The sequence below is a fragment of the Sinorhizobium sp. CB7 genome, assembly GCF_041357635.1.
Classification (GTDB): domain Bacteria; phylum Pseudomonadota; class Alphaproteobacteria; order Rhizobiales; family Rhizobiaceae; genus Rhizobium.
The window spans coordinates 42,267-59,022 of sequence record NZ_JAULLL010000007.1; the positions used below are offsets into that span (position 1 = coordinate 42,267).

Annotated in this window: 17 protein-coding genes and 1 pseudogene; 8 read left to right on the top strand and 10 right to left on the bottom strand. The window is 61.3% G+C overall.

Features of this window, described 5'->3' with window-relative positions:
- Nucleotides 1-2: 2 nt before the first annotated feature.
- Both AAE029_RS14455 and AAE029_RS14460 read left to right on the top strand, forming a co-directional pair.
- Nucleotides 3-857 carry an oxidoreductase gene (locus AAE029_RS14455; RefSeq protein ID WP_371073833.1) on the top strand — a complete coding sequence of 285 codons (855 nt, stop codon included), beginning with the start codon at nt 3-5 and terminating at the stop codon, nt 855-857.
- Between the two features lie 63 nt (nt 858-920).
- The gene (locus AAE029_RS14460; protein ID WP_371073556.1) at nt 921-1,655 is read left to right on the top strand and encodes an SDR family oxidoreductase; all 735 of its coding nucleotides are present in this window, start codon (nt 921-923) and stop codon (nt 1,653-1,655) included.
- A gap of 7 nt (nt 1,656-1,662) precedes the next feature.
- Here AAE029_RS14460 and AAE029_RS14465 read toward each other — a convergent pair whose 3' ends face one another.
- A complete protein-coding gene (locus AAE029_RS14465; RefSeq protein ID WP_371073557.1) occupies nt 1,663-2,616 on the bottom strand; it encodes an AraC family transcriptional regulator in 954 nt (317 codons plus the stop codon).
- Nucleotides 2,617-2,834: 218 nt separating this feature from the next.
- On the opposite strand from AAE029_RS14465, the gene AAE029_RS14470 reads away from it, so the two are divergent.
- From AAE029_RS14470 to AAE029_RS14480, 3 genes and pseudogenes are all read left to right on the top strand, one after another.
- Entirely contained in the window at nt 2,835-3,029 is a 195-nt protein-coding gene (locus AAE029_RS14470) for a type II toxin-antitoxin system Phd/YefM family antitoxin (RefSeq protein WP_371073558.1), read from the top strand.
- 47 nt (nt 3,030-3,076) lie between these two features.
- Nucleotides 3,077-3,172 (top strand): annotated as a pseudogene (locus AAE029_RS14475) (VapC toxin family PIN domain ribonuclease); the annotation flags it as partial.
- Nucleotides 3,173-3,262: 90 nt separating this feature from the next.
- Nucleotides 3,263-3,700, top strand: a complete 438-nt coding sequence (locus AAE029_RS14480; RefSeq protein WP_371073559.1) for a DUF3237 domain-containing protein — start codon at nt 3,263-3,265, stop codon at nt 3,698-3,700.
- Between the two features lie 116 nt (nt 3,701-3,816).
- Here AAE029_RS14480 and AAE029_RS14485 read toward each other — a convergent pair whose 3' ends face one another.
- Together AAE029_RS14485 and AAE029_RS14490 are read right to left on the bottom strand one after the other, a co-directional pair.
- Complete coding sequence (locus AAE029_RS14485; RefSeq protein ID WP_371073560.1) at nt 3,817-4,236, bottom strand: VOC family protein; 420 nt, start codon at nt 4,234-4,236, stop codon at nt 3,817-3,819.
- 177 nt (nt 4,237-4,413) lie between these two features.
- Nucleotides 4,414-5,010, bottom strand: a complete 597-nt coding sequence (locus tag AAE029_RS14490) for a CGNR zinc finger domain-containing protein (protein ID WP_371073561.1) — start codon at nt 5,008-5,010, stop codon at nt 4,414-4,416.
- A gap of 84 nt (nt 5,011-5,094) precedes the next feature.
- On the opposite strand from AAE029_RS14490, the gene AAE029_RS14495 reads away from it, so the two are divergent.
- The 3 genes from AAE029_RS14495 (at nt 5,095) to AAE029_RS14505 (ending at nt 8,406) form a co-directional block, all read left to right on the top strand.
- The gene (locus tag AAE029_RS14495; RefSeq protein WP_371073562.1) at nt 5,095-5,982 is read left to right on the top strand and encodes a haloalkane dehalogenase; all 888 of its coding nucleotides are present in this window, start codon (nt 5,095-5,097) and stop codon (nt 5,980-5,982) included.
- 8 nt (nt 5,983-5,990) lie between these two features.
- Nucleotides 5,991-7,376: an amidase gene (locus tag AAE029_RS14500; protein ID WP_371073563.1), complete on the top strand. Its 1,386-nt coding sequence runs from the start codon at nt 5,991-5,993 to the stop codon at nt 7,374-7,376.
- 589 nt (nt 7,377-7,965) lie between these two features.
- Entirely contained in the window at nt 7,966-8,406 is a 441-nt protein-coding gene (locus tag AAE029_RS14505) for a hypothetical protein (protein WP_371073564.1), read from the top strand.
- 244 nt (nt 8,407-8,650) lie between these two features.
- Here AAE029_RS14505 and guaA read toward each other — a convergent pair whose 3' ends face one another.
- The 7 genes from guaA to AAE029_RS14540 form a co-directional block, all read right to left on the bottom strand.
- A complete protein-coding gene (guaA, locus tag AAE029_RS14510) occupies nt 8,651-10,213 on the bottom strand; it encodes a glutamine-hydrolyzing GMP synthase (protein ID WP_371073565.1) in 1,563 nt (520 codons plus the stop codon).
- Between the two features lie 81 nt (nt 10,214-10,294).
- Nucleotides 10,295-10,933: a 5'-methylthioadenosine/S-adenosylhomocysteine nucleosidase gene (locus tag AAE029_RS14515; protein ID WP_371073566.1), complete on the bottom strand. Its 639-nt coding sequence runs from the start codon at nt 10,931-10,933 to the stop codon at nt 10,295-10,297.
- Nucleotides 10,930-11,379 (bottom strand): PaaI family thioesterase, encoded by a 450-nt coding sequence (locus AAE029_RS14520; protein WP_371073567.1) that lies wholly within the window; start codon nt 11,377-11,379, stop codon nt 10,930-10,932. The genes AAE029_RS14515 and AAE029_RS14520 overlap by 4 nt, the downstream gene beginning before the upstream one ends.
- 140 nt (nt 11,380-11,519) lie before the next feature.
- A complete protein-coding gene (locus AAE029_RS14525; protein ID WP_371073568.1) occupies nt 11,520-12,614 on the bottom strand; it encodes a DUF1513 domain-containing protein in 1,095 nt (364 codons plus the stop codon).
- Between the two features lie 2 nt (nt 12,615-12,616).
- Nucleotides 12,617-13,786 (bottom strand): imelysin family protein, encoded by a 1,170-nt coding sequence (locus AAE029_RS14530; RefSeq protein WP_371073569.1) that lies wholly within the window; start codon nt 13,784-13,786, stop codon nt 12,617-12,619.
- Nucleotides 13,786-15,333 carry a di-heme oxidoredictase family protein gene (locus AAE029_RS14535; protein ID WP_371073570.1) on the bottom strand — a complete coding sequence of 516 codons (1,548 nt, stop codon included), beginning with the start codon at nt 15,331-15,333 and terminating at the stop codon, nt 13,786-13,788. Before AAE029_RS14535 ends, AAE029_RS14530 begins: the two co-directional genes overlap by 1 nt.
- A gap of 43 nt (nt 15,334-15,376) precedes the next feature.
- Complete coding sequence (locus AAE029_RS14540; RefSeq protein ID WP_371073571.1) at nt 15,377-16,657, bottom strand: imelysin family protein; 1,281 nt, start codon at nt 16,655-16,657, stop codon at nt 15,377-15,379.
- Nucleotides 16,658-16,756: the final 99 nt, after the last annotated feature.

The following is a 16,756-nucleotide window of genomic DNA, read 5'->3' on the forward strand; positions in this document are numbered from 1 at the left end:
TGATGACGGAGCAAACACCTGTATGGCTAATTACCGGCGCCTCCTCCGGCCTTGGCAGATCACTTGCCGAGGCAGTGCTTGCAAACGGTTGGCGCGCGGTGGTAACGGCGCGCAGGCCTGAGGATTTGTCGGGTCTTGTCGCAAATCATGGCGACCGTGCCCTCGCTTTGCATCTCGATGTAACGGACAGCGCCTCGATCGATCGCGCGATTACTGAGGCCGAAGAGCGCTTCGGCCGGATCGACGTTCTCGTCAACAATGCCGGTTATGGCTATCTCGCGGCGATCGAAGAAGGGGAAGAAGAAGCCATTCGCGCGCAGTTCGAAACTAATGTGTTCGGCCTGATCGCAGTGACAAAGCGCGTGCTTCCCGGCATGCGGATCCGCCGGAGCGGCCACGTCGTCAACATCTCGTCCCTGGGCGGGCTCGTGGCTTTCGCCGCCACCGGCTACTACCACGCCACGAAGTTTGCGGTCGAAGCCTTGTCGGAATCGCTTTCCCACGAAGTCAAGCCGCTCGGCATCCACGTGACGATCGTGGAACCGGGTGCCTTCCGGACGGATTGGGCGGGCCGTTCTATGGTCGAGTCGCCGCTTCTGATTGCCGATTATGCCGAAACGGCCGGCAAGCGACGCGCACAGACCCGTGCAGTTTCGGGCAATCAGCCGGGAGACCCCGCACGTGCTGCTCTTGCGATCATAGAGGCGGCCGAAGCGGACGAGCCGCCGCTGCGGCTGCTGCTGGGGGCGCCTGCCTTGAAGATCGCCCGGGAACGGCTCGAGGCCTTGCGCGCGAATTTCGACGCCTGGGCGGACACGACCCTGAGCGCCGACTTTCCGGAAACGCGCGTAGCCTGAATCAGATCGACAGGACCCGGAGGCGACACCTCCGCAAACCGAAAAATTGAAAAGGATCGAAGAATGATTGGCATTGAAGGAAAAGTCGTGGCTATCACGGGTGCAAGCAGTGGCATCGGTGAAGCCACCGCGAAAATGCTGGCAGCTGCCGGTGCCCGGGTCGTGATCGGCGCTCGCCGCACCGACCGGCTGGAGCGTCTTGCGGGCGAGATCGAGGCAACCGGCGGAAAAGTCCGGTTTCGCAAGCTCGACGTGACACGGCAGGATGATGTTGCGGCATTCGCGGATTATGCGCTTGCCGAATTCGGCCGGTTTGACGTGATCGTCAACAATGCCGGTGTCATGCCGCTGTCCCCGCTGGAAGCGCTCAAGGTCGCGGAATGGGACCGGATGGTCGACGTCAATATCAAGGGTGTGCTCTACGGCATCGCTGCAGCGCTTCCCATCATGCAGGAGCAGGGCTCGGGGCAGATCATCAACATCTCCTCGATCGGAGGCCATGCCGTTTCGCCGACTGCCGCCGTCTATTGCGCAACCAAGTTTGCCGTGCGGGCGATCTCGGACGGCCTGCGGCAGGAGACCGACCGCGTCCGCGTAACGGTCATCTCGCCCGGGACGACGACGTCGGAACTGGCCGATACGATCAGCGATCCGGCTGCGCGCGACCTCATGAAGTCATGGCGCTCGATCACGATCAGCCCTGATGCGGTCGCCGCGTCCATCGCTTATGCGATCGGCCAGCCGCAGGATGTCGATGTCAGCGAGATTGTCGTACGTCCGACAGCAAGCCCGCATTGAAGCTGTATTAAATGCCAAGCGCTTCTGCGCGAATATCCTCAGGCGTTCTTCCGTAGCGGCGCCGAAAGGTCTGATTGAAATAGGTGAGGTCGCCAAAGCCGCAATCGAGGGCGACCTGACTGATCGGGCGAGGGGAAATGCGCGGACCGGTCAGTATACGATGGGCAAGTGCCAACCGCTGCTCGAGCACGAAATCCGCAAATGTCGTATGTTCATCCGCGAAGAGTTGTCGAATATAGCTTGACGAAATCTTATGCAGGCGCGCGATCATGTCTATCGAAAGGTCGCTGCTCGTCAGTCGCTCGAGAATGTCGTTCTTGATTGCATGGAGACGTGCGGCGCGGACTCCTCGGCCTTTGGCAACAGCTGCGGCATCCTGCGTGGCGCCGAGTGCGAGAGCGGCAAGGTCGTAGAGATGCGTTGCCACGGCATCTCCGAGAGCAGGAGTTGTAAGTAAATCATTCGACTGAAGAATACGTGTATAGCCCTTCAGCAATCGTAAAGCCGGTCCGTCGCGAAGAAGCGGCGCGTGGAAAATGGCGCCGATGTCGCGGAGCCTTGGAGCGAGGCGTTCGCGGCTCAGCCGCAGATTGAGCACGCGGATCCATGTCGGATGCAGGAATGTGGCAGGCTCGCCATTTGCAGTCAAAACGACATCGCCGTCGCCAACCTCCGTTTTGCGTCCATGCTGATTGAGCACGCTGTAACCGCCGAGCGTGAAAGAGAGGACCAGATCGTCGTTGTCGATCAGGTTACCGGCGTGGCGACAATGGACAGGTGAGGCGAAACCCGAGGCTACTCCAACGCCGGGCAGCCGTTGAAGCAACATTTCCGATTCAAGCACCTGGCCGTGCAAAGGCTCGATATCGATCCGCAGAATCGATCGTCCGAAGGTTTCACGAAACGCTTCGGTCTGATCCCCTGCGGCGAATGCACTGGTCGATATGAGAAGCTTTTCCATCGGCTGCCGTTCAAGCCTCCTGCATCCACTTCAACTGCAGCCGCTACTGCTGACGTCGCAATACTATCGAAATTGATAAAAGTGTCATCCACCGCGGCGGCGCCGAAGTTCTGGACGCGCCGTTCCGGTTAATGTCGGGTCAGAATGCATGGTGACCTCTGCACTGGAACTATCCGTTGCCCTGGCTATATGACCATCCACATGGTCAGGAGCGTGAAATGGACGCCATCAATCTGGCTGACGCCAAGGCACATCTGAGCGAACTCGTCGATCGGGTGGAAGCCGGGGATTCCATCAACATCACCCGGCGCGGCAAACCTGTTGCGCGGCTCACCGCCGTGGCCAGACCCCGCAAGCGGATCGATTTTGCCAGGCTCCGGGCCCTGACGACCACCATGACACCGCAGGCCTAGCATGCGGCCGATCTGGTGCGCTCCATGCGTGACGATGATCGCTTCTGATACCCTATCTCGACACCTCGCTGATTGTCGCGGCACTTTCCAAGGAGGTAATGACCGCTCGCGCACAGGCCTGGCTGGCGGAGCAGGATCCGGCGCCGGCGCAAGGAACCCGCGCCTTCCGCCGCCGTTAATTCATATTGCCGAAAAGAACGAAGTCCGATCCGATGGCTGGCCTTGAGTTCGAGATGACCTATCGTCTGCGCGTGCGCGGTCCCATGCCGGCGACGCAAGGCTCGCCCGTTGGTGAGCGCCTCTACTGGGAGATGAGCGAGGGCACGCTTGAAGGTCCGCGTATTAAGGCGCGCATCGCGATGCCGGGCGGCGACTGGTTCCGGCCGGGAGCGGATGGTTTTGGCCGGCCCGATGTCCGCGTTCAATTCATCACGGAAGATGACGCCGTTATTCTGCTGCACTACATCGGCCTCGTGCAGATGAATGACGCATTCACCAAGGCCGCCGAGGCGGGTGAGGCCACCCGCTTCGAGGATCACTATATGCGGATGGCGATGCACTTTGATGCCGGCGCACTGAAATACGCATGGCTTAACCAGCATCTGTTTGTGGCCGAGGGCCGTCTTACTCGAAAAGACCGGATTGAGTACCGCATCTACCGCGTCACCTAGCTTAGCTAAGCTAGTCAAGAACCGACTCCTGGACGACATGCGTCGGCGGCGCCACGATCTCGCTCAGGGCGCGGAACGCGCTCTTTCCCTTGCGGGTCTCCGCCTTGGAAGCAAAGCTAAGCCTCATGCATCCAAGGCGCATACGAGATGCCGACGATCGCTCCCTCCATCGTTAGGAGTCGGGCAACGGTCTGACCCCAGGGCTCGGTGCGCGCGCCATGGAGCATTGCACACCCTTTTTCCTGAAGCTCCTGCGCGGCGGCAGCGACGCTGTCCAAGTCTTCGACTTCGAACTCGATAGAGGCTTGTGGTATCGGCCGATCCGCCGGCCAGTCGCGGGTTCCGAAGCATGCTTCGGCAGCCTGTGAAAGCGGCCACACACCGAAATGCTTGCTGCCGCCAATGCTTTCACTGAAATAGTAGTCGTCGCCCTTGTGGCGCTTGAGTGGCAACCCCAAAGCGTCCACAAAGAGCTTGCGGCTCTCGGCTGGATCGGACGCGACGATGGCCATGCTCGAAATGAACAAGATCTTCACGTGACACTCCGTTCTGACGGCGTTGCTGTTGCCGATTAGAACAGAATATGTCCGCATGAGCATACTGAAAAGGGGAGAGCACACACGGCTCGTCATCGCGGCGATCTCATAGTCCCGTTCTTCACCATGCGTCGGCTTTCCTGGCGCGGCCGCGATACGCCCATTCAGGACGCCCATTCAGGACGCTTGTCGGTGCCTTGTCCGATATGCCCGGGTCTTCTGTCGATTGCCACAGCGGGAGGATGAACACCAATGCCGGTTCGCCGGCTTGGAGCGATCAAAGAAAATCCAGTGGCACTCCTCTGAGGCGCAGGTCTTCAGCCGCAGCAGCCGTTCCGTCTTTGCCAGACCGATCATTTGCCCCAACACACTACCTAGCGCACTTGAGCCAGGAACGGGGGCGAGTTCGACCGCCCCCTTGTCGGATACCATCAGCATGAGCGGGAACTTCCGACTCGCAGCGCTGAGTTTGCGAGCCGTCTCGATCGCTTGAGGCCTATGCTCCGGCGGATTCGAAAGAAATTCCCGCAGGGCCTCCCGCAGTTCGAGCGCGGCCCGATGGTCACCGGCATCGACATGCTTTCCCCGATGCAACAAGCCACACTCACGCATCCACGACTCCAGCATGCGCGGCGTCTCGATCTCGTCTCCTCCGGCGTGCGGGACCCCATTTTCGACGTAGCGGCGCTCGTCGAGCGTGTTCACGAAATCGTAGAGCAGCGCCAGCTCGGGGGGTACGCCGTATTTCTTCGAAAGCCTCATTGACACCAGCATAACACTTTTGCTGGTTGACGGGAACATAACACCAGCAAAAGCGTTATACAGGTGTCGACGATTTGCCTCGAAAGGAGCCTTTCGATGACCCCTATCTCCACGGAGGACATTTCCTATCGAAAATACCTGCCCGTACTGGGCACGACGATGGCTTATGTCGATGTTGGCGTGGGCGATCCCATCGTGTTCCTGCACGGGAACCCCACGCCGTCCTATCTCTGGCGGAACATAATTCCCCATCTGCTGCCGTTCGGGCGCTGCCTGGCGCCGGACTATGTGGGGATGGGCAATTCAGGCGCGGCACCAGACGGTCGCTACCGCTTCATCGATCACCAACGGTATCTCGACGCCTGGTTCGAGACACTCAGGCTCCACCGGACCGTCATTCTCGTCGTTCACGATTGGGGTTCGGCGCTCGGCTTTTCCTGGGCGCGGCGCCATCCCGAGCGCGTCAAGGCCATCGTCTACATGGAGGCGATCGTGCGACCGTTCCTCTCCTGGGACGAATGGCCCGACGCAACGCGCGCCTTCTTTCAAGCGCAGCGCTCGCCGAAAGGCGAGGAACTGATCCTGGAGAAGAATCTCTTCATCGAGTACCTGCTGCCGTTGCGGAACATCGCCCCCGAGATTCTGGAAGTGTACCGGCGTCATTATCGCAATCCAGGCCCCTCTCGCATGCCGATGCTTGCCTGGACGCGCGATCTGCCCATTGGCGGCGAGCCCGCGGATGTCGTCGAGATCGTCGAGTCCTATTCACGCTGGCTGTCGATGAGCCCCGTCCCGAAACTGTTCATCGACGCCGAGCCCGCAGGGTTCCTCATCGGCGCGCAAAGGGAATTCTGCCGTGCCTGGCCGAACCAGCAGGTGGTCACGGTGCACGGTTCGCACTTTTTGCAGGAGGACTCGCCGGACGAGGTCGGACAGGCGTCTGCGCGCTTCGTCGCGAAGGTGCTTGCAGGCCAGATCAGGTGAAGAGACCGATGAATCTACACTATCTGCAACTGAATGAGCTTGCGGATCTACTGCGGCGGCGCGAACTGACCTCAGTTGAGGTAACGCGCGCGCAGCTCGAACGAATAGACCGACTAGACGGCCAGTTGGCGAGCTATACGCGCACCATGCCGGAGCAGGCGCTGGTCGCCGCGCAGGCAGCGGACGCCGAAATCGCCTCCGGCCGCTATCGCGGACCGCTCCACGGCGTGCCGCTCGGAATCAAGGATCTGTTTTGGACAAAGGGCGTACCCACCGCCGGGGGTACCACGATCCGTCGCGACTTCGTGCCGGCGGAGGACGCCACCGTCGTCGCGCGCCTGAAGCGCGCGGGAGCAGTTGTGCTCGGCAAGCTGCAAATGACCGAAGGAGCGTATTCCGATCATCATCCAGCGATCACGCCGCCGAAGAACCCTTGGAATCCTGCATACTGGACTGGCATCTCTTCGAGTGGGGCGGCCGTTGCCACTGCGGCCGGGCTTTGTTACGGCGCGCTAGCCTCAGATACGGGCGGATCAATTCGCTGGCCGTGCGGCGCCACGGGCCTGTCGGGAATCAAACCGGCCTGGGGGCGCGTCAGCCGCTTCGGCGTCCTGGAACTCGCGGCGAGCCTCGATCATGTCGGACCGATCGCCCGCAGCGTCGCCGACGCCGCCGCGATTCTCACGGCCATCGCAGGCCCGGATGGCGAGGACCCCACAACGCTCGCCGACCCGCCGCCCGAATATGTCCGGGCAGCCAAGGGAAGCATCCACGACATGCACCTCGGCGTCGACGCGCGATGGAACACCGCGGACGTCGTTTCAGAGGTACGGAATGTCCTCGTAGAAGTCGAGAAGGTGTTTCGCCAACTCGGCGCGGAAATCGTCCCGGTGAGCGTGCCCGATGTCACGCAAGCGGTCGCTGACTGGGCGCCGGCCTGTGCGCTCGAGGCCGCCTTCGCGCATCGCGACACATATCCGGCTCGCAAGGACGAATATGGCGCAGTGCTCGCGTCAGTGCTCGACGCGGGGAGCTCGATTTCCGCGCTCGACTACCAGGCCATCCGACTGCGGCGCATGGACCTGCGCGGGCGCTTCGCGCACCTGTTCCGGAGCATCGACGCGCTCCTTGTGCCGGTACAACCGTTCGCACCGCTCACAATTGCCGATATCAGCACGCTCGGCGCCCAGCCGGATCTCATTCTGAAATTGCAGCGATACACGGCGCCTTTCGATCTTACCGGTCATCCAACCGTGACGCTGCCGGGCGGCTTCAGTGAGCGTGATATGCCAATCGGTATTCAGCTTGCCGGCCGCGACGAGGCGACGCTCATCCGCGCGGCGGTGGAGTATCAACAAGCGACGCCCTGGCACAAGCGGCATCCGCTTCCATAAAGGACAAGCCGCCGATATCTGCCAGGTCCATTATTCTCGATTACGTCCTGCTGGCCCACGGCCCGGTTCGCATGAGGCTGCAAAAGTCCCGGCGGTGGGAGGACAGGCATGACCAATAAGACGAACCGCGTGCGGATTCGGATGGCGCCTATCGAGATGACGATGTCAAAGACCGGGGATACTCAGGTCCCGCGACCGTGCTGACGGTTTGCTCCGAACCAACAGGTGGCACGAACTCCGACTCATTGTGCCGTTTGCCGACAGCACCATCTACGAAAAAGGAAGACGCGGCGAACGGCGGCAGTCGTACCACGTGGGTCTGACCTCGACCCGCGTGACTGATCCACCTAACTGTTTCACAACTGTTTTCAGTTGCGGCTGGCGTAGGCAGATTCCCACTATTCAGCCACTTTTCTCGCAGCCGAGACATGTTCGCCAACCGCCTCGTTTGGTGGCGGTCTGCCCGCAGCGGGATTCAGTCCTCGTGCCTCGGAACTAATGACGTGCGAGACTGTTCAGCTATAACATTGATGCGGCGCTGACGTGCCCGGCCGGCTGGGTAAGCGGCGCTCTTGAGGAGGCTCTCATCATGAAGATTTCGTCCAGATTTCGTTCAGTCGCGATTGCCGTCATCGCCGCAGCAGGAGTTAGCTTTGCCAGCGCGGCGCATGCCGACAGCGGTACGATCCGTTTCGCCATCTACAAGGCGGCCTTCTTCGTCGGTGGCGCCGGAGGCGAGGGCACGCTGACCTTCCATGGTCGCCGATATCCGATCACGGTCGGCGGCATCTCAGGCGGCCTCGCCTTCGGTGCCTCCAAGACCTATTTCCAAGGTACCGTGCGCCACATACGCCGCGCCCGAGATGTGACGGGTGTGTACGGTGCAGTGGGCGGTGGCGGCGCGCTCGGCAGAGGGGCTCAGGTGATCGTCATGACCAATGACAAGGGCGCCCAACTCGAACTCTCGGGCAGGCAGGTAGGCCTGCAAATCAACGCCGATCTCAGCGGTATGAGCATCACGGTGAAGTAAGGCCGTCACTCCGTTCGTCATTCCTTGGACGGGCCCGATTAGCGATCGGGCACTTCCAGGAACGCCAGGTCTAGACATCCGCCGATTTGCACGCTGTTCCACGCCACAACGCTATGCCATGCCGATGGCGCTTTACATCAACAGCTTTTCAAAGGAGCGCGAACCCAACTAGAGCAAATGCCATGCAGTCTCGATCAAAGGTCAAGCGGCCCGCCGAAACTACGCTATTCCCGTGTTTGTACCCTCACTCCCACTCAATCGTGCCCGGCGGCTTGGACGTCACATCGTAGACCACCCGATTGATCCCGCGGACCTCGTTGATGATGCGCGTTGCCGCGCGGCCGAGGAATTCCATGTCGTAGTGATAGAAGTCCGCCGTCATGCCGTCGACCGAGGTGACGGCGCGCAACGCGCAGACATATTCGTAGGTGCGGCCGTCGCCCATGACACCAACCGTCTGGACCGGCAGCAGCACGGCGAAGGCCTGCCAGATGGCGTCGTAGAGGCCGGCTTTGCGGATCTCGTCGAGATAGATCGCGTCGGCTTCGCGTAGGATGCTGAGCTTTTCGCGTGTGATACCGCCGGGGCAGCGGATCGCAAGACCGGGGCCAGGGAAGGGGTGGCGGCCGATGAAGCTGTCGGGGAGGCCGAGTTCCTTGCCGAGCGCGCGCACCTCGTCCTTGAAGAGTTCGCGCAACGGCTCGACGAGCTGCATGTTCATCCGCTCGGGCAGGCCGCCGACATTGTGGTGCGACTTGATGGTGACGGACGGGCCGCCGGTAAAGGAGACCGATTCGATAACATCCGGATAGAGCGTGCCCTGGCCGAGGAATTCGGCGCCGCCGAGCTTCTTCGCCTCTTCCTCAAAAGTCTCGATGAAGAGCCGGCCGATGATCTTGCGCTTTGTCTCCGGGTCGCTGACGCCTTCGAGTTCGCCGATGAAGCGGTCGGAGGCGTCGACATGCAGGAGATGCAGGTTGTAGTGCTCGCGGAACATGGCGACGACGCTTGCGGCCTCGTCCTTGCGCATCAGGCCGTGGTCGACGAGGATGCAGGTGAGCTGGTCGCCGACTGCCTCGTGGATTAGAAGCGCGGCAACGGAAGAATCGACGCCGCCGGAAAGAGCGCAGATGACGCGCTTGTCGCCGACCTGTTCGCGGATCGCCTCGACCGCCTTGGCACGGTAGGCCGACATCGTCCAGTCGCCCTTGATGCCGGCGATATTGTGAATGAAGTTCGCGATCAGCTTGGCGCCGTCGGGAGTGTGCACGACCTCCGGATGGAACTGCACGCCGTAATATTTCCGGCCTTCATCGGCGATGAAGGCGAAAGGCGCGTTGGAGGAGGTGGCGACGACCTCGAAGCCCTCGGGCAGTGCCGTGACGCGGTCGCCGTGGCTCATCCAGACCTGATGGCGCGAGCCGGAAGACCAGAGGCCCTCGAAGAGGGCGCAGTCCGTTTCGATATCGAGGAAGGCGCGGCCGAATTCGCGATGATGGCCGCTCTCGACCTTGCCACCGAGCTGCATGCACATCGTCTGTTGGCCGTAGCATATTCCGAAGACCGGCAGGCCGCTGTCGAAGATGATCTGCGGCGCCCGCGGGGAGCCTTCGTCCACGGTCGAGGCCGGGCCTCCGGAGAGGATCACGGCCTTCGGCTGCAGGCGCTTGAAAGCTGCTTCTGCGGATTGGAAAGGAACGATCTCGCAGTAGACGCCCGCTTCGCGCACGCGCCGTGCGATGAGCTGCGTCACCTGGCTGCCGAAATCGACGATTAGAACTGTGTCGGGATGTGCTGTCTGGGTCATGTCGAGCCTTTAAAGAAAAGCGTTCCGGCTTGCAATCGGGCAAACGCCTGGACCCAGGGAAATATTGTCCCGATTGTCCGTCTAAAACCAGAAAACGCCGTCCTCGAGCGCGGTAAACAGGCTGTCGACGCCATAGGAGAGCTTTCGGTCGACGATATGGAGGTATTCGGTCCAGCCGGAAATATGCTGCAGCTCCTCGACCCCGTCGGAGATTCCGCGTAGCCCGATCAGCGGCAGGTTATAGATCTGGCAGGCGCGCAGCACCGCAAAGGTTTCCATGTCGACCATGTCGGCGGCGACGTTCTGATACGCGGCACCCGAGATCACATTTCCGCCGGTGGAAAGGCTTGCCTCCGGAATGCCGGGAATACGCAGCGGCAGATCGACGACGGCAGGGAGATCGAGGAATGGTGTGCGGCCCCTCTCGAAGCCGAGCGGCGAAGCATCCATGTCGCGGTAGCAAACCGAGGTGACCTGATAGACTTCCGTCTGCTCCAGCTTCGAGGAACCGGCTGAACCGAGGGAGACGACAAGGTCCGGCAGGTCACCTTGCTCCTCCAGCCTGCTCAGCGCACGTGTCATCGCGATTGCGGCTTCGACGGGCCCGACACCGGTCATCAGCGGCTCGATGCGCGAGCGCAGGAATGGCCCGTATTCCGCTTCCGCCGCCATCACGAACAGGATGGATTTTCCCGCAATCGATTTCAGTTCAAACTTCATCCCGTAATTCCTTCTCTCCCCCGGACGACCATCATGGTGCTGGTCATGGAAGCAATCAGCTTGGCTGGACCGTCGCTGACGGCATAGCCCCGGCCGTCGGCGACGATGATATTGGAGCCTGGTTTGGTGATTTCCCCGCGAAAGAGGAAGCGCTCACCGCGCCCTGGCGACATGAGATTGACCTTGAACTCGATCGTCAGGATCGAGGCTTTCGGGTCGATGACACTGTAGGCGGCGAATCCGCAGGCGGAATCGAGCGCTGCCGAGATGACGCCCGCGTGCAGCATGCCGTGCTGCTGTGTCAGCTTCAGGTCGAAAGGAAGCTCGATCTCCACGGTGCCGCGTTCAATGCGTGTCAGTTCGGCGCCGATCGTATGCAACGCTGCCTGCCGGGCGAAGATCTGCCGGATTCGCTCGCGGAAATCGCTATTGTCGTCATCGTTCATGCGCCACCTCTTCTAAAGCGCCGCACGTTCGAGCGAACGCGCAAAGTATGCTCTAGGTGCCGGAAAGTGGCATGGCTTGCCCGGTTCGACAAGCGCACCGACGGGAAAATCGGTTTCCAACGAAACAGTCGCCGAATGGGCTAGCGCGTGGGTTCTGAAATGCGCACGATATGCTGATCCCAGGCAACATCGCTGCGGATATCGCCAAAATCTCCGTCATAGGAGGAAATGGCAAAACCGCGTGATGCAGGCGCAATGCCGGCCGCGTCCGTAACGCTTTCCTCGCTGACAACGGCGCCAGTCTTTGCATCCAGCGTTACGGCCATCCCACCCTTGGGCGAGGTGACTCCGACCAGACCCTGGTCCCGGTTCACCGCAATTGCGCCGACATAATTGGCCAGCCTGCGCGTCGTTTCCTCGGGAAGCGAAACGAAGGCCAGATCCTCGCCCTTGCCGAAATAGCCGACAAGCGGTGGCAGGTCGTTGCGGTGCCCCTCGTACTGGCAGGCGAACCATATCCGGCCGGTGGCGTCGATATCGACGTGACGGGTGGAGACCTGCGCCAACTGCGGTGGCAGTTCGTGCTTTTCGATCAATGCTCCGGTCGCCGCATCGACGAGCGTCAATGACGGCAGCATGTGGCCGAGGTTGAGCTTGGTGCGGCCGAAGTCCGGATGTGTCTCGATGCCGCCATTGGCGATGACGAGCGTGCGGCCGTCGTCCGAGACGGTCATGTCGTGCGGCCCGACGCCAAAAGTCTCGTATTCGCCGATACGGGTAAAGCGATCGGTCGCATCATAGATGCCGATCATGCCGCGATTATTGTCGAAATCGTTCTCGCTGGCATAAAGCAGCTTGCCATCAGGCGAAAAGGCGCCGTGCCCGTAGAAGTGACGGCCTTCCGGCGAGGTGATGACGATCGGCTCGGCGCGGTTCCACGGATCGAAGATCATGGCGTAAGTACCGGGACGTCTGGCGAAGGCGACGGTTTTGCCGGTCGCCCGGCTGAACGCCAGGCCGTGCGCGCGGTTGGGTAGGGCGACCTGGTCGACGATCTCGCCGCGCTCGGTGACCGTTGCGACCGCGTAGGAGCCATCCTTCGCGCGTAGACCGGAAGCATAGACGGCGTCGGCACGTTCAAGCGCCAGCAATGCCTTCGGCTGCAGTGCCGCCAGAAAGGTCAGGCCCGCCGCCTTGACGAAGCCGCGCCGGTCCATGGTCGCGCTACGCCACATCCTCAGTCCCCATCGGAGAAGGAGAAGCCGGCCGAAAGCCCGATTGCAGCGCCATACTGGTCGTTGAGCTCGGTGATCAGGTTGCGGCTGGTGGCAAGCAGCGTGTCAAGCTTCGCGCGCTCGGCGTCGCTGACGGCGACCTCGATATCAGGATTGAGCTTCGGCACGGCTTCAAGCAGCGCCTTGAAGCTGGCGTCGATCTCCGCAACAACGGCGCGCTTGTCCGGTGGCAGCAGATCGGCCATGCCCGCCTTCTCCCAGAAGGTCTTCAGTCCTTCCAGATTGGCCGCCATGGATTTCCAGGTATTCCGCGAGCGCCAGTAGATCGCCATTCTCGGCCGTGGCGTCGTATCGCCGCCCTTGTAAAAGGTTTCGAGCCGCTGGTCGCGAACATTTTCGGCGCCGTGGACCAGAATGCCGAGAAGTGCGGTCACGGCTTCGCGGTTGTCCATGAAGTCGGCGCTGTCGGGGCCGGGATGCTTCCAGCTCGCCTGCACGCCGTCCGGCTTCTCCCAGGCGGCGACGATCTTGCCGGCCTCACGCTGGATATTGCCGGCGACGGCCGCGCCATAACGGCAGCGGAAGCCGTTCTTTTCGGTGATGAGGGATTCGGAACCGCTGCCGTAGAGCACATATTCGAGCGCCGTCAGGCCCTGCAGCGCCACGCTCTTTGCAGCGATGGCATCGATCGTTGTGTCTTTCTCGTCGGCCTTGGCGATCAGTGCCTGAACCTGCTTCAGACCGACGCCCTTGCGGTCGGGATAAAAGAGGATGTGCTCGAAGCGGTTGTCATCCATGACAGGTCCCGTCTGCACGATTTCGATGATCGACCAGTAGCGGATCGTGTCGTCAAAGGCGGTCTTGGCCCTTTCGAGCGTCTGCTCGGTGCCGCCGTCGCAAAGATCCTTCATCGCCGTCGTCAGGCGGGCAGCCGATTGCTGCATGTTGCGATATCCGGGCCGGATGACCTCGTCGATCGCCCTCTGGATCACGGCCGGGACCGCCTCCTCGTTCAGTCCTGACGGTGGCAATCCTGGTTGAGCTGGCTGGGTCGGCGCTGCCTCGGCTGGCGATGATTGGGCAGGAGACTGTTGGCTGCTATCCTGAGCCGCTGCCGAAAGAGCAAGCCCCATCAGGGCGATACTGAAAAGCAGGCTTGGCCAGTGGCGCATCAAAGGGACTCCAGAAAATTTATCAAAGCTTGCCGATCCTCCCTGGATAAGGAAGAGAACGCATTGCGGCTTTTTTCCGCTTCGCCGCCATGCCAGAGAATGGCTTCGGTGAGATTTCTGGCCCGGCCGTCATGAAGGAAAAAGGTGTGTCCGCTGACAGTTCGGGTTAGTCCTATACCCCAGAGCGGCGGCGTGCGCCATTCATCTCCGTTTGCAAGTCCCACCTGTTGCCCGTCTGCCAGGCCTTCGCCCATATCGTGGAGCAGAAAGTCCGAATAGGGCCAGATCAACTGGAAAGCCTGCGCCTTGTTGGCTGTGTCGCGGCGGGTCACGAATTTCGGCACATGGCAAGACGTGCAACCAGACTGGTAGAAGAGCTGCTTGCCTTTCAGGGTCTTGGGAAAGCTCGCCTTGCCCCGGGCCGGTACGGCAAGATTTTCGGAATAGAAGGTGACGAGATCGAGAACCGGGTCTGGCGCCTCGACGTCACCGAGGCGTTTCTGGACGCCTGTCGGCATGGAAAGGCATTTCGCCTCGGCCGCGGTGCAGTCTCCGTGCGAACTGGGCCGGTCGGGCGTCGAGATGCCGATATCGTTGGAAAAGGCATCGGCGCTCTGGTCGCGCACGGTCGCATTCTGCGCTTTCCAGCCGAAACGGCCGAGTGCGAGCTTGCCCATGCGGTGGTCACGCACCATCTGTGCTCTTCCGGATATGCCGTCGCCATCCCTGTCGTCAGAATCCGCATGCGCAAGGATGTCGGCCTCGGGGATGGCCTCGATCAGACCAAGGCCGAGCATCGAGGGTGCTACCCGCGGCGAGATTGTCGTTGCCGGATCGAGCGGGCCGTAGGCCAGATCGCTGGCTTGGTAGACCGGCTTGCGCAGAGATACCGTTTCGCCGTCGCCGAGCGTCACCCTTTTCTCCTCATAGGTAATGCCCATCCGGCCTTCGGCTGCAAGGCCGGGAACGGCGAGATCCTGCAATTGCCCGCCATAGGTCGGGTCGGGAAAATTCAGAACCTCCGCCCGTTCTACGGCCTTTTTTTCTTCAGGCGACTTTGCCGGTCGCGCGAGCCGCAGCAGCATCGAGATGGTGCTGCCGCCACCTTCCGGCGGATGGCCGCGGCCGTCATTGATATGGCAGCTCTGACAGGAGCGGGCGTTGAAAAGGGGGCCGAGACCGTCGGAAGCCTGCGTCGACGACGGTGAGGAGACCCAGAGCTTGCGGAACAGCGCATTGCCGAGATGAAAATTCTCCCGTTCGTCGAAGCTCAGATTTGCGGAAAAATGCGAGAAGGCGTCTTTGCGAACCGGATCAATCGAGGTGGCAGCCCCACCTTGCATCGCCTCGTAGGCCTCCGCCTTGGAAAAATCTTCGGTCGGCCGAGTGACATCGGCGACCCTTTTCAGATCATCTTCCGAAAGGTCCGTGCGGACGGGGAGATCGAAAGCGGCAGTTGCGCCGTAGAGAAGGAGGATGCCGCAGAGCGAGCCGGAAAGGGCGATAGCCGGAAGAAGGAGGCGGCGACGGGCCGGAGTACGCGACATGATTGTCCGGGCCGCCCCAACCTTTGGAGCGGCCCGCCTTTTATCATTGGAAGACAGCGTTAGGATTATCCAGGCTGTCGGAACCTTCAAGCTCAACCTTGCCGAGATCGAGTGCGGCAATAACGCGCTGGATCGACTTGGTCTGGTCGATGAGGCCGTCAATGGCGGCCTGCACGACGGCATTGCCCTCAGTGTTGCCCTCGGCGATCATCTGGTCGTATTTCTCCACCGCCTCGCCGCGCTTGGCCATCGCGTGCATGGCGTCGAGCGTTTTGTCGAGCTTGCCTTCCATTTCCTGGTCGAGCGCCTTGTCCCTGGCGGCAACCAGATCATGGAGCGACGGACCGGTCATTTTGGTTCCGTCGACGCGGGTATATTCGCCGGTATAGGCGGCCGCGATGCCGATCGCGTCGTTAAGATGCGAGTTGTAGGTATTGTCGGAGAAGCAGTCATGCTCTTCTTCCGGATCGTGCAGCAGCAGACCGAGCTTCATGCGTTCACCGGCGAGCTCGCCATAGGAAAGTGAGCCCATACCGGTCAGGATCGCGACGAGGCCGGCTTTCGGGTCGGCTTCGACGTGCTTCGTGGCTTCGCCTTCCGGCGCCCAGTCGTCGGTCATCTCCTGGAGATCGGAAACGAGCAGCGTCGAGGCCGATTTCAGATATTGGGCGCGGCGGTCGCAATTGCCGTGCGTGCAGTTCTTGAGATCGTAATCGGTCGCGGGGCGATTGCCGGCGCCCGGTCCGGTGCCGTTCAGATCCTGGCCCCAGAGCAGGAATTCGATGGCGTGATAGCCGGTCGCCACATTGGCCTCGACCCCGCCCGCCTCATGCAGCGTGCTCGCCAGGAAGTCCGGCGTCAGATTGGAAGCGTCGACATCCTGGCCGTCGATCTTGATCGTCTTATTGGCGATGACGTTGGCGACATAGAGCGCGTTCTCGTCGCTCTCCGTGCCGTAGGAGGCGTCGACATAATCGATCAGACCCTCGTCAAGCGGCCAGGCGTTGACCTTGCCTTCCCATTCGTCGACGATCGGGTTGCCGAAACGATAGACTTCCGTCTGCTGGTAGGGCACACGCGCCTTGGTCCAGGCATCCTTGGCGGCCTGAAGCGTCGTCTCGCTCGGTGCTGCGAGGAAGGCATCAATGGCGGAATCAAGCGCCTTGGCCGTGGTCAGCGAATCTTCATATTTGGCATGCGCGATTTCGGCATAGTGCTTGACGACGGCCGCAGCGTCGGTTCCTGCAGCGGCCGGAAGAGCCGGCAGAACTGCAGAGGCAGCCAAAAGCGCCAGCGCGGCGCGCAAATTCCTTTGTTGTTTCATGATCCTCTCCTGTGACGGCGGGGGCCGTCCGAAACACGGGCTAGCTGTCATCGCGCAAAAGCAAACTGGTGTCAAACACTCTAGTTTGGAATGATTTTA

Coding starts and splice junctions, on each gene's coding strand:
- AAE029_RS14455 (WP_371073833.1), top strand. CDS start 3: ATGACGGAGCAAACACCTGTATGGCTAATTACCGGCGCCTCCTCCGGC.
- AAE029_RS14460 (WP_371073556.1), top strand. CDS start 921: ATGATTGGCATTGAAGGAAAAGTCGTGGCTATCACGGGTGCAAGCAGT.
- AAE029_RS14465 (WP_371073557.1), bottom strand. CDS start 2,616: ATGGAAAAGCTTCTCATATCGACCAGTGCATTCGCCGCAGGGGATCAG.
- AAE029_RS14470 (WP_371073558.1), top strand. CDS start 2,835: ATGGACGCCATCAATCTGGCTGACGCCAAGGCACATCTGAGCGAACTC.
- AAE029_RS14480 (WP_371073559.1), top strand. CDS start 3,263: ATGACCTATCGTCTGCGCGTGCGCGGTCCCATGCCGGCGACGCAAGGC.
- AAE029_RS14490 (WP_371073561.1), bottom strand. CDS start 5,010: ATGCTGGTGTCAATGAGGCTTTCGAAGAAATACGGCGTACCCCCCGAG.
- AAE029_RS14495 (WP_371073562.1), top strand. CDS start 5,095: ATGACCCCTATCTCCACGGAGGACATTTCCTATCGAAAATACCTGCCC.
- AAE029_RS14500 (WP_371073563.1), top strand. CDS start 5,991: ATGAATCTACACTATCTGCAACTGAATGAGCTTGCGGATCTACTGCGG.
- AAE029_RS14505 (WP_371073564.1), top strand. CDS start 7,966: ATGAAGATTTCGTCCAGATTTCGTTCAGTCGCGATTGCCGTCATCGCC.
- guaA (WP_371073565.1), bottom strand. CDS start 10,213: ATGACCCAGACAGCACATCCCGACACAGTTCTAATCGTCGATTTCGGC.
- AAE029_RS14515 (WP_371073566.1), bottom strand. CDS start 10,933: ATGAAGTTTGAACTGAAATCGATTGCGGGAAAATCCATCCTGTTCGTG.
- AAE029_RS14520 (WP_371073567.1), bottom strand. CDS start 11,379: ATGAACGATGACGACAATAGCGATTTCCGCGAGCGAATCCGGCAGATC.
- AAE029_RS14525 (WP_371073568.1), bottom strand. CDS start 12,614: ATGTGGCGTAGCGCGACCATGGACCGGCGCGGCTTCGTCAAGGCGGCG.
- AAE029_RS14530 (WP_371073569.1), bottom strand. CDS start 13,786: ATGCGCCACTGGCCAAGCCTGCTTTTCAGTATCGCCCTGATGGGGCTT.
- AAE029_RS14535 (WP_371073570.1), bottom strand. CDS start 15,333: ATGTCGCGTACTCCGGCCCGTCGCCGCCTCCTTCTTCCGGCTATCGCC.
- AAE029_RS14540 (WP_371073571.1), bottom strand. CDS start 16,657: ATGAAACAACAAAGGAATTTGCGCGCCGCGCTGGCGCTTTTGGCTGCC.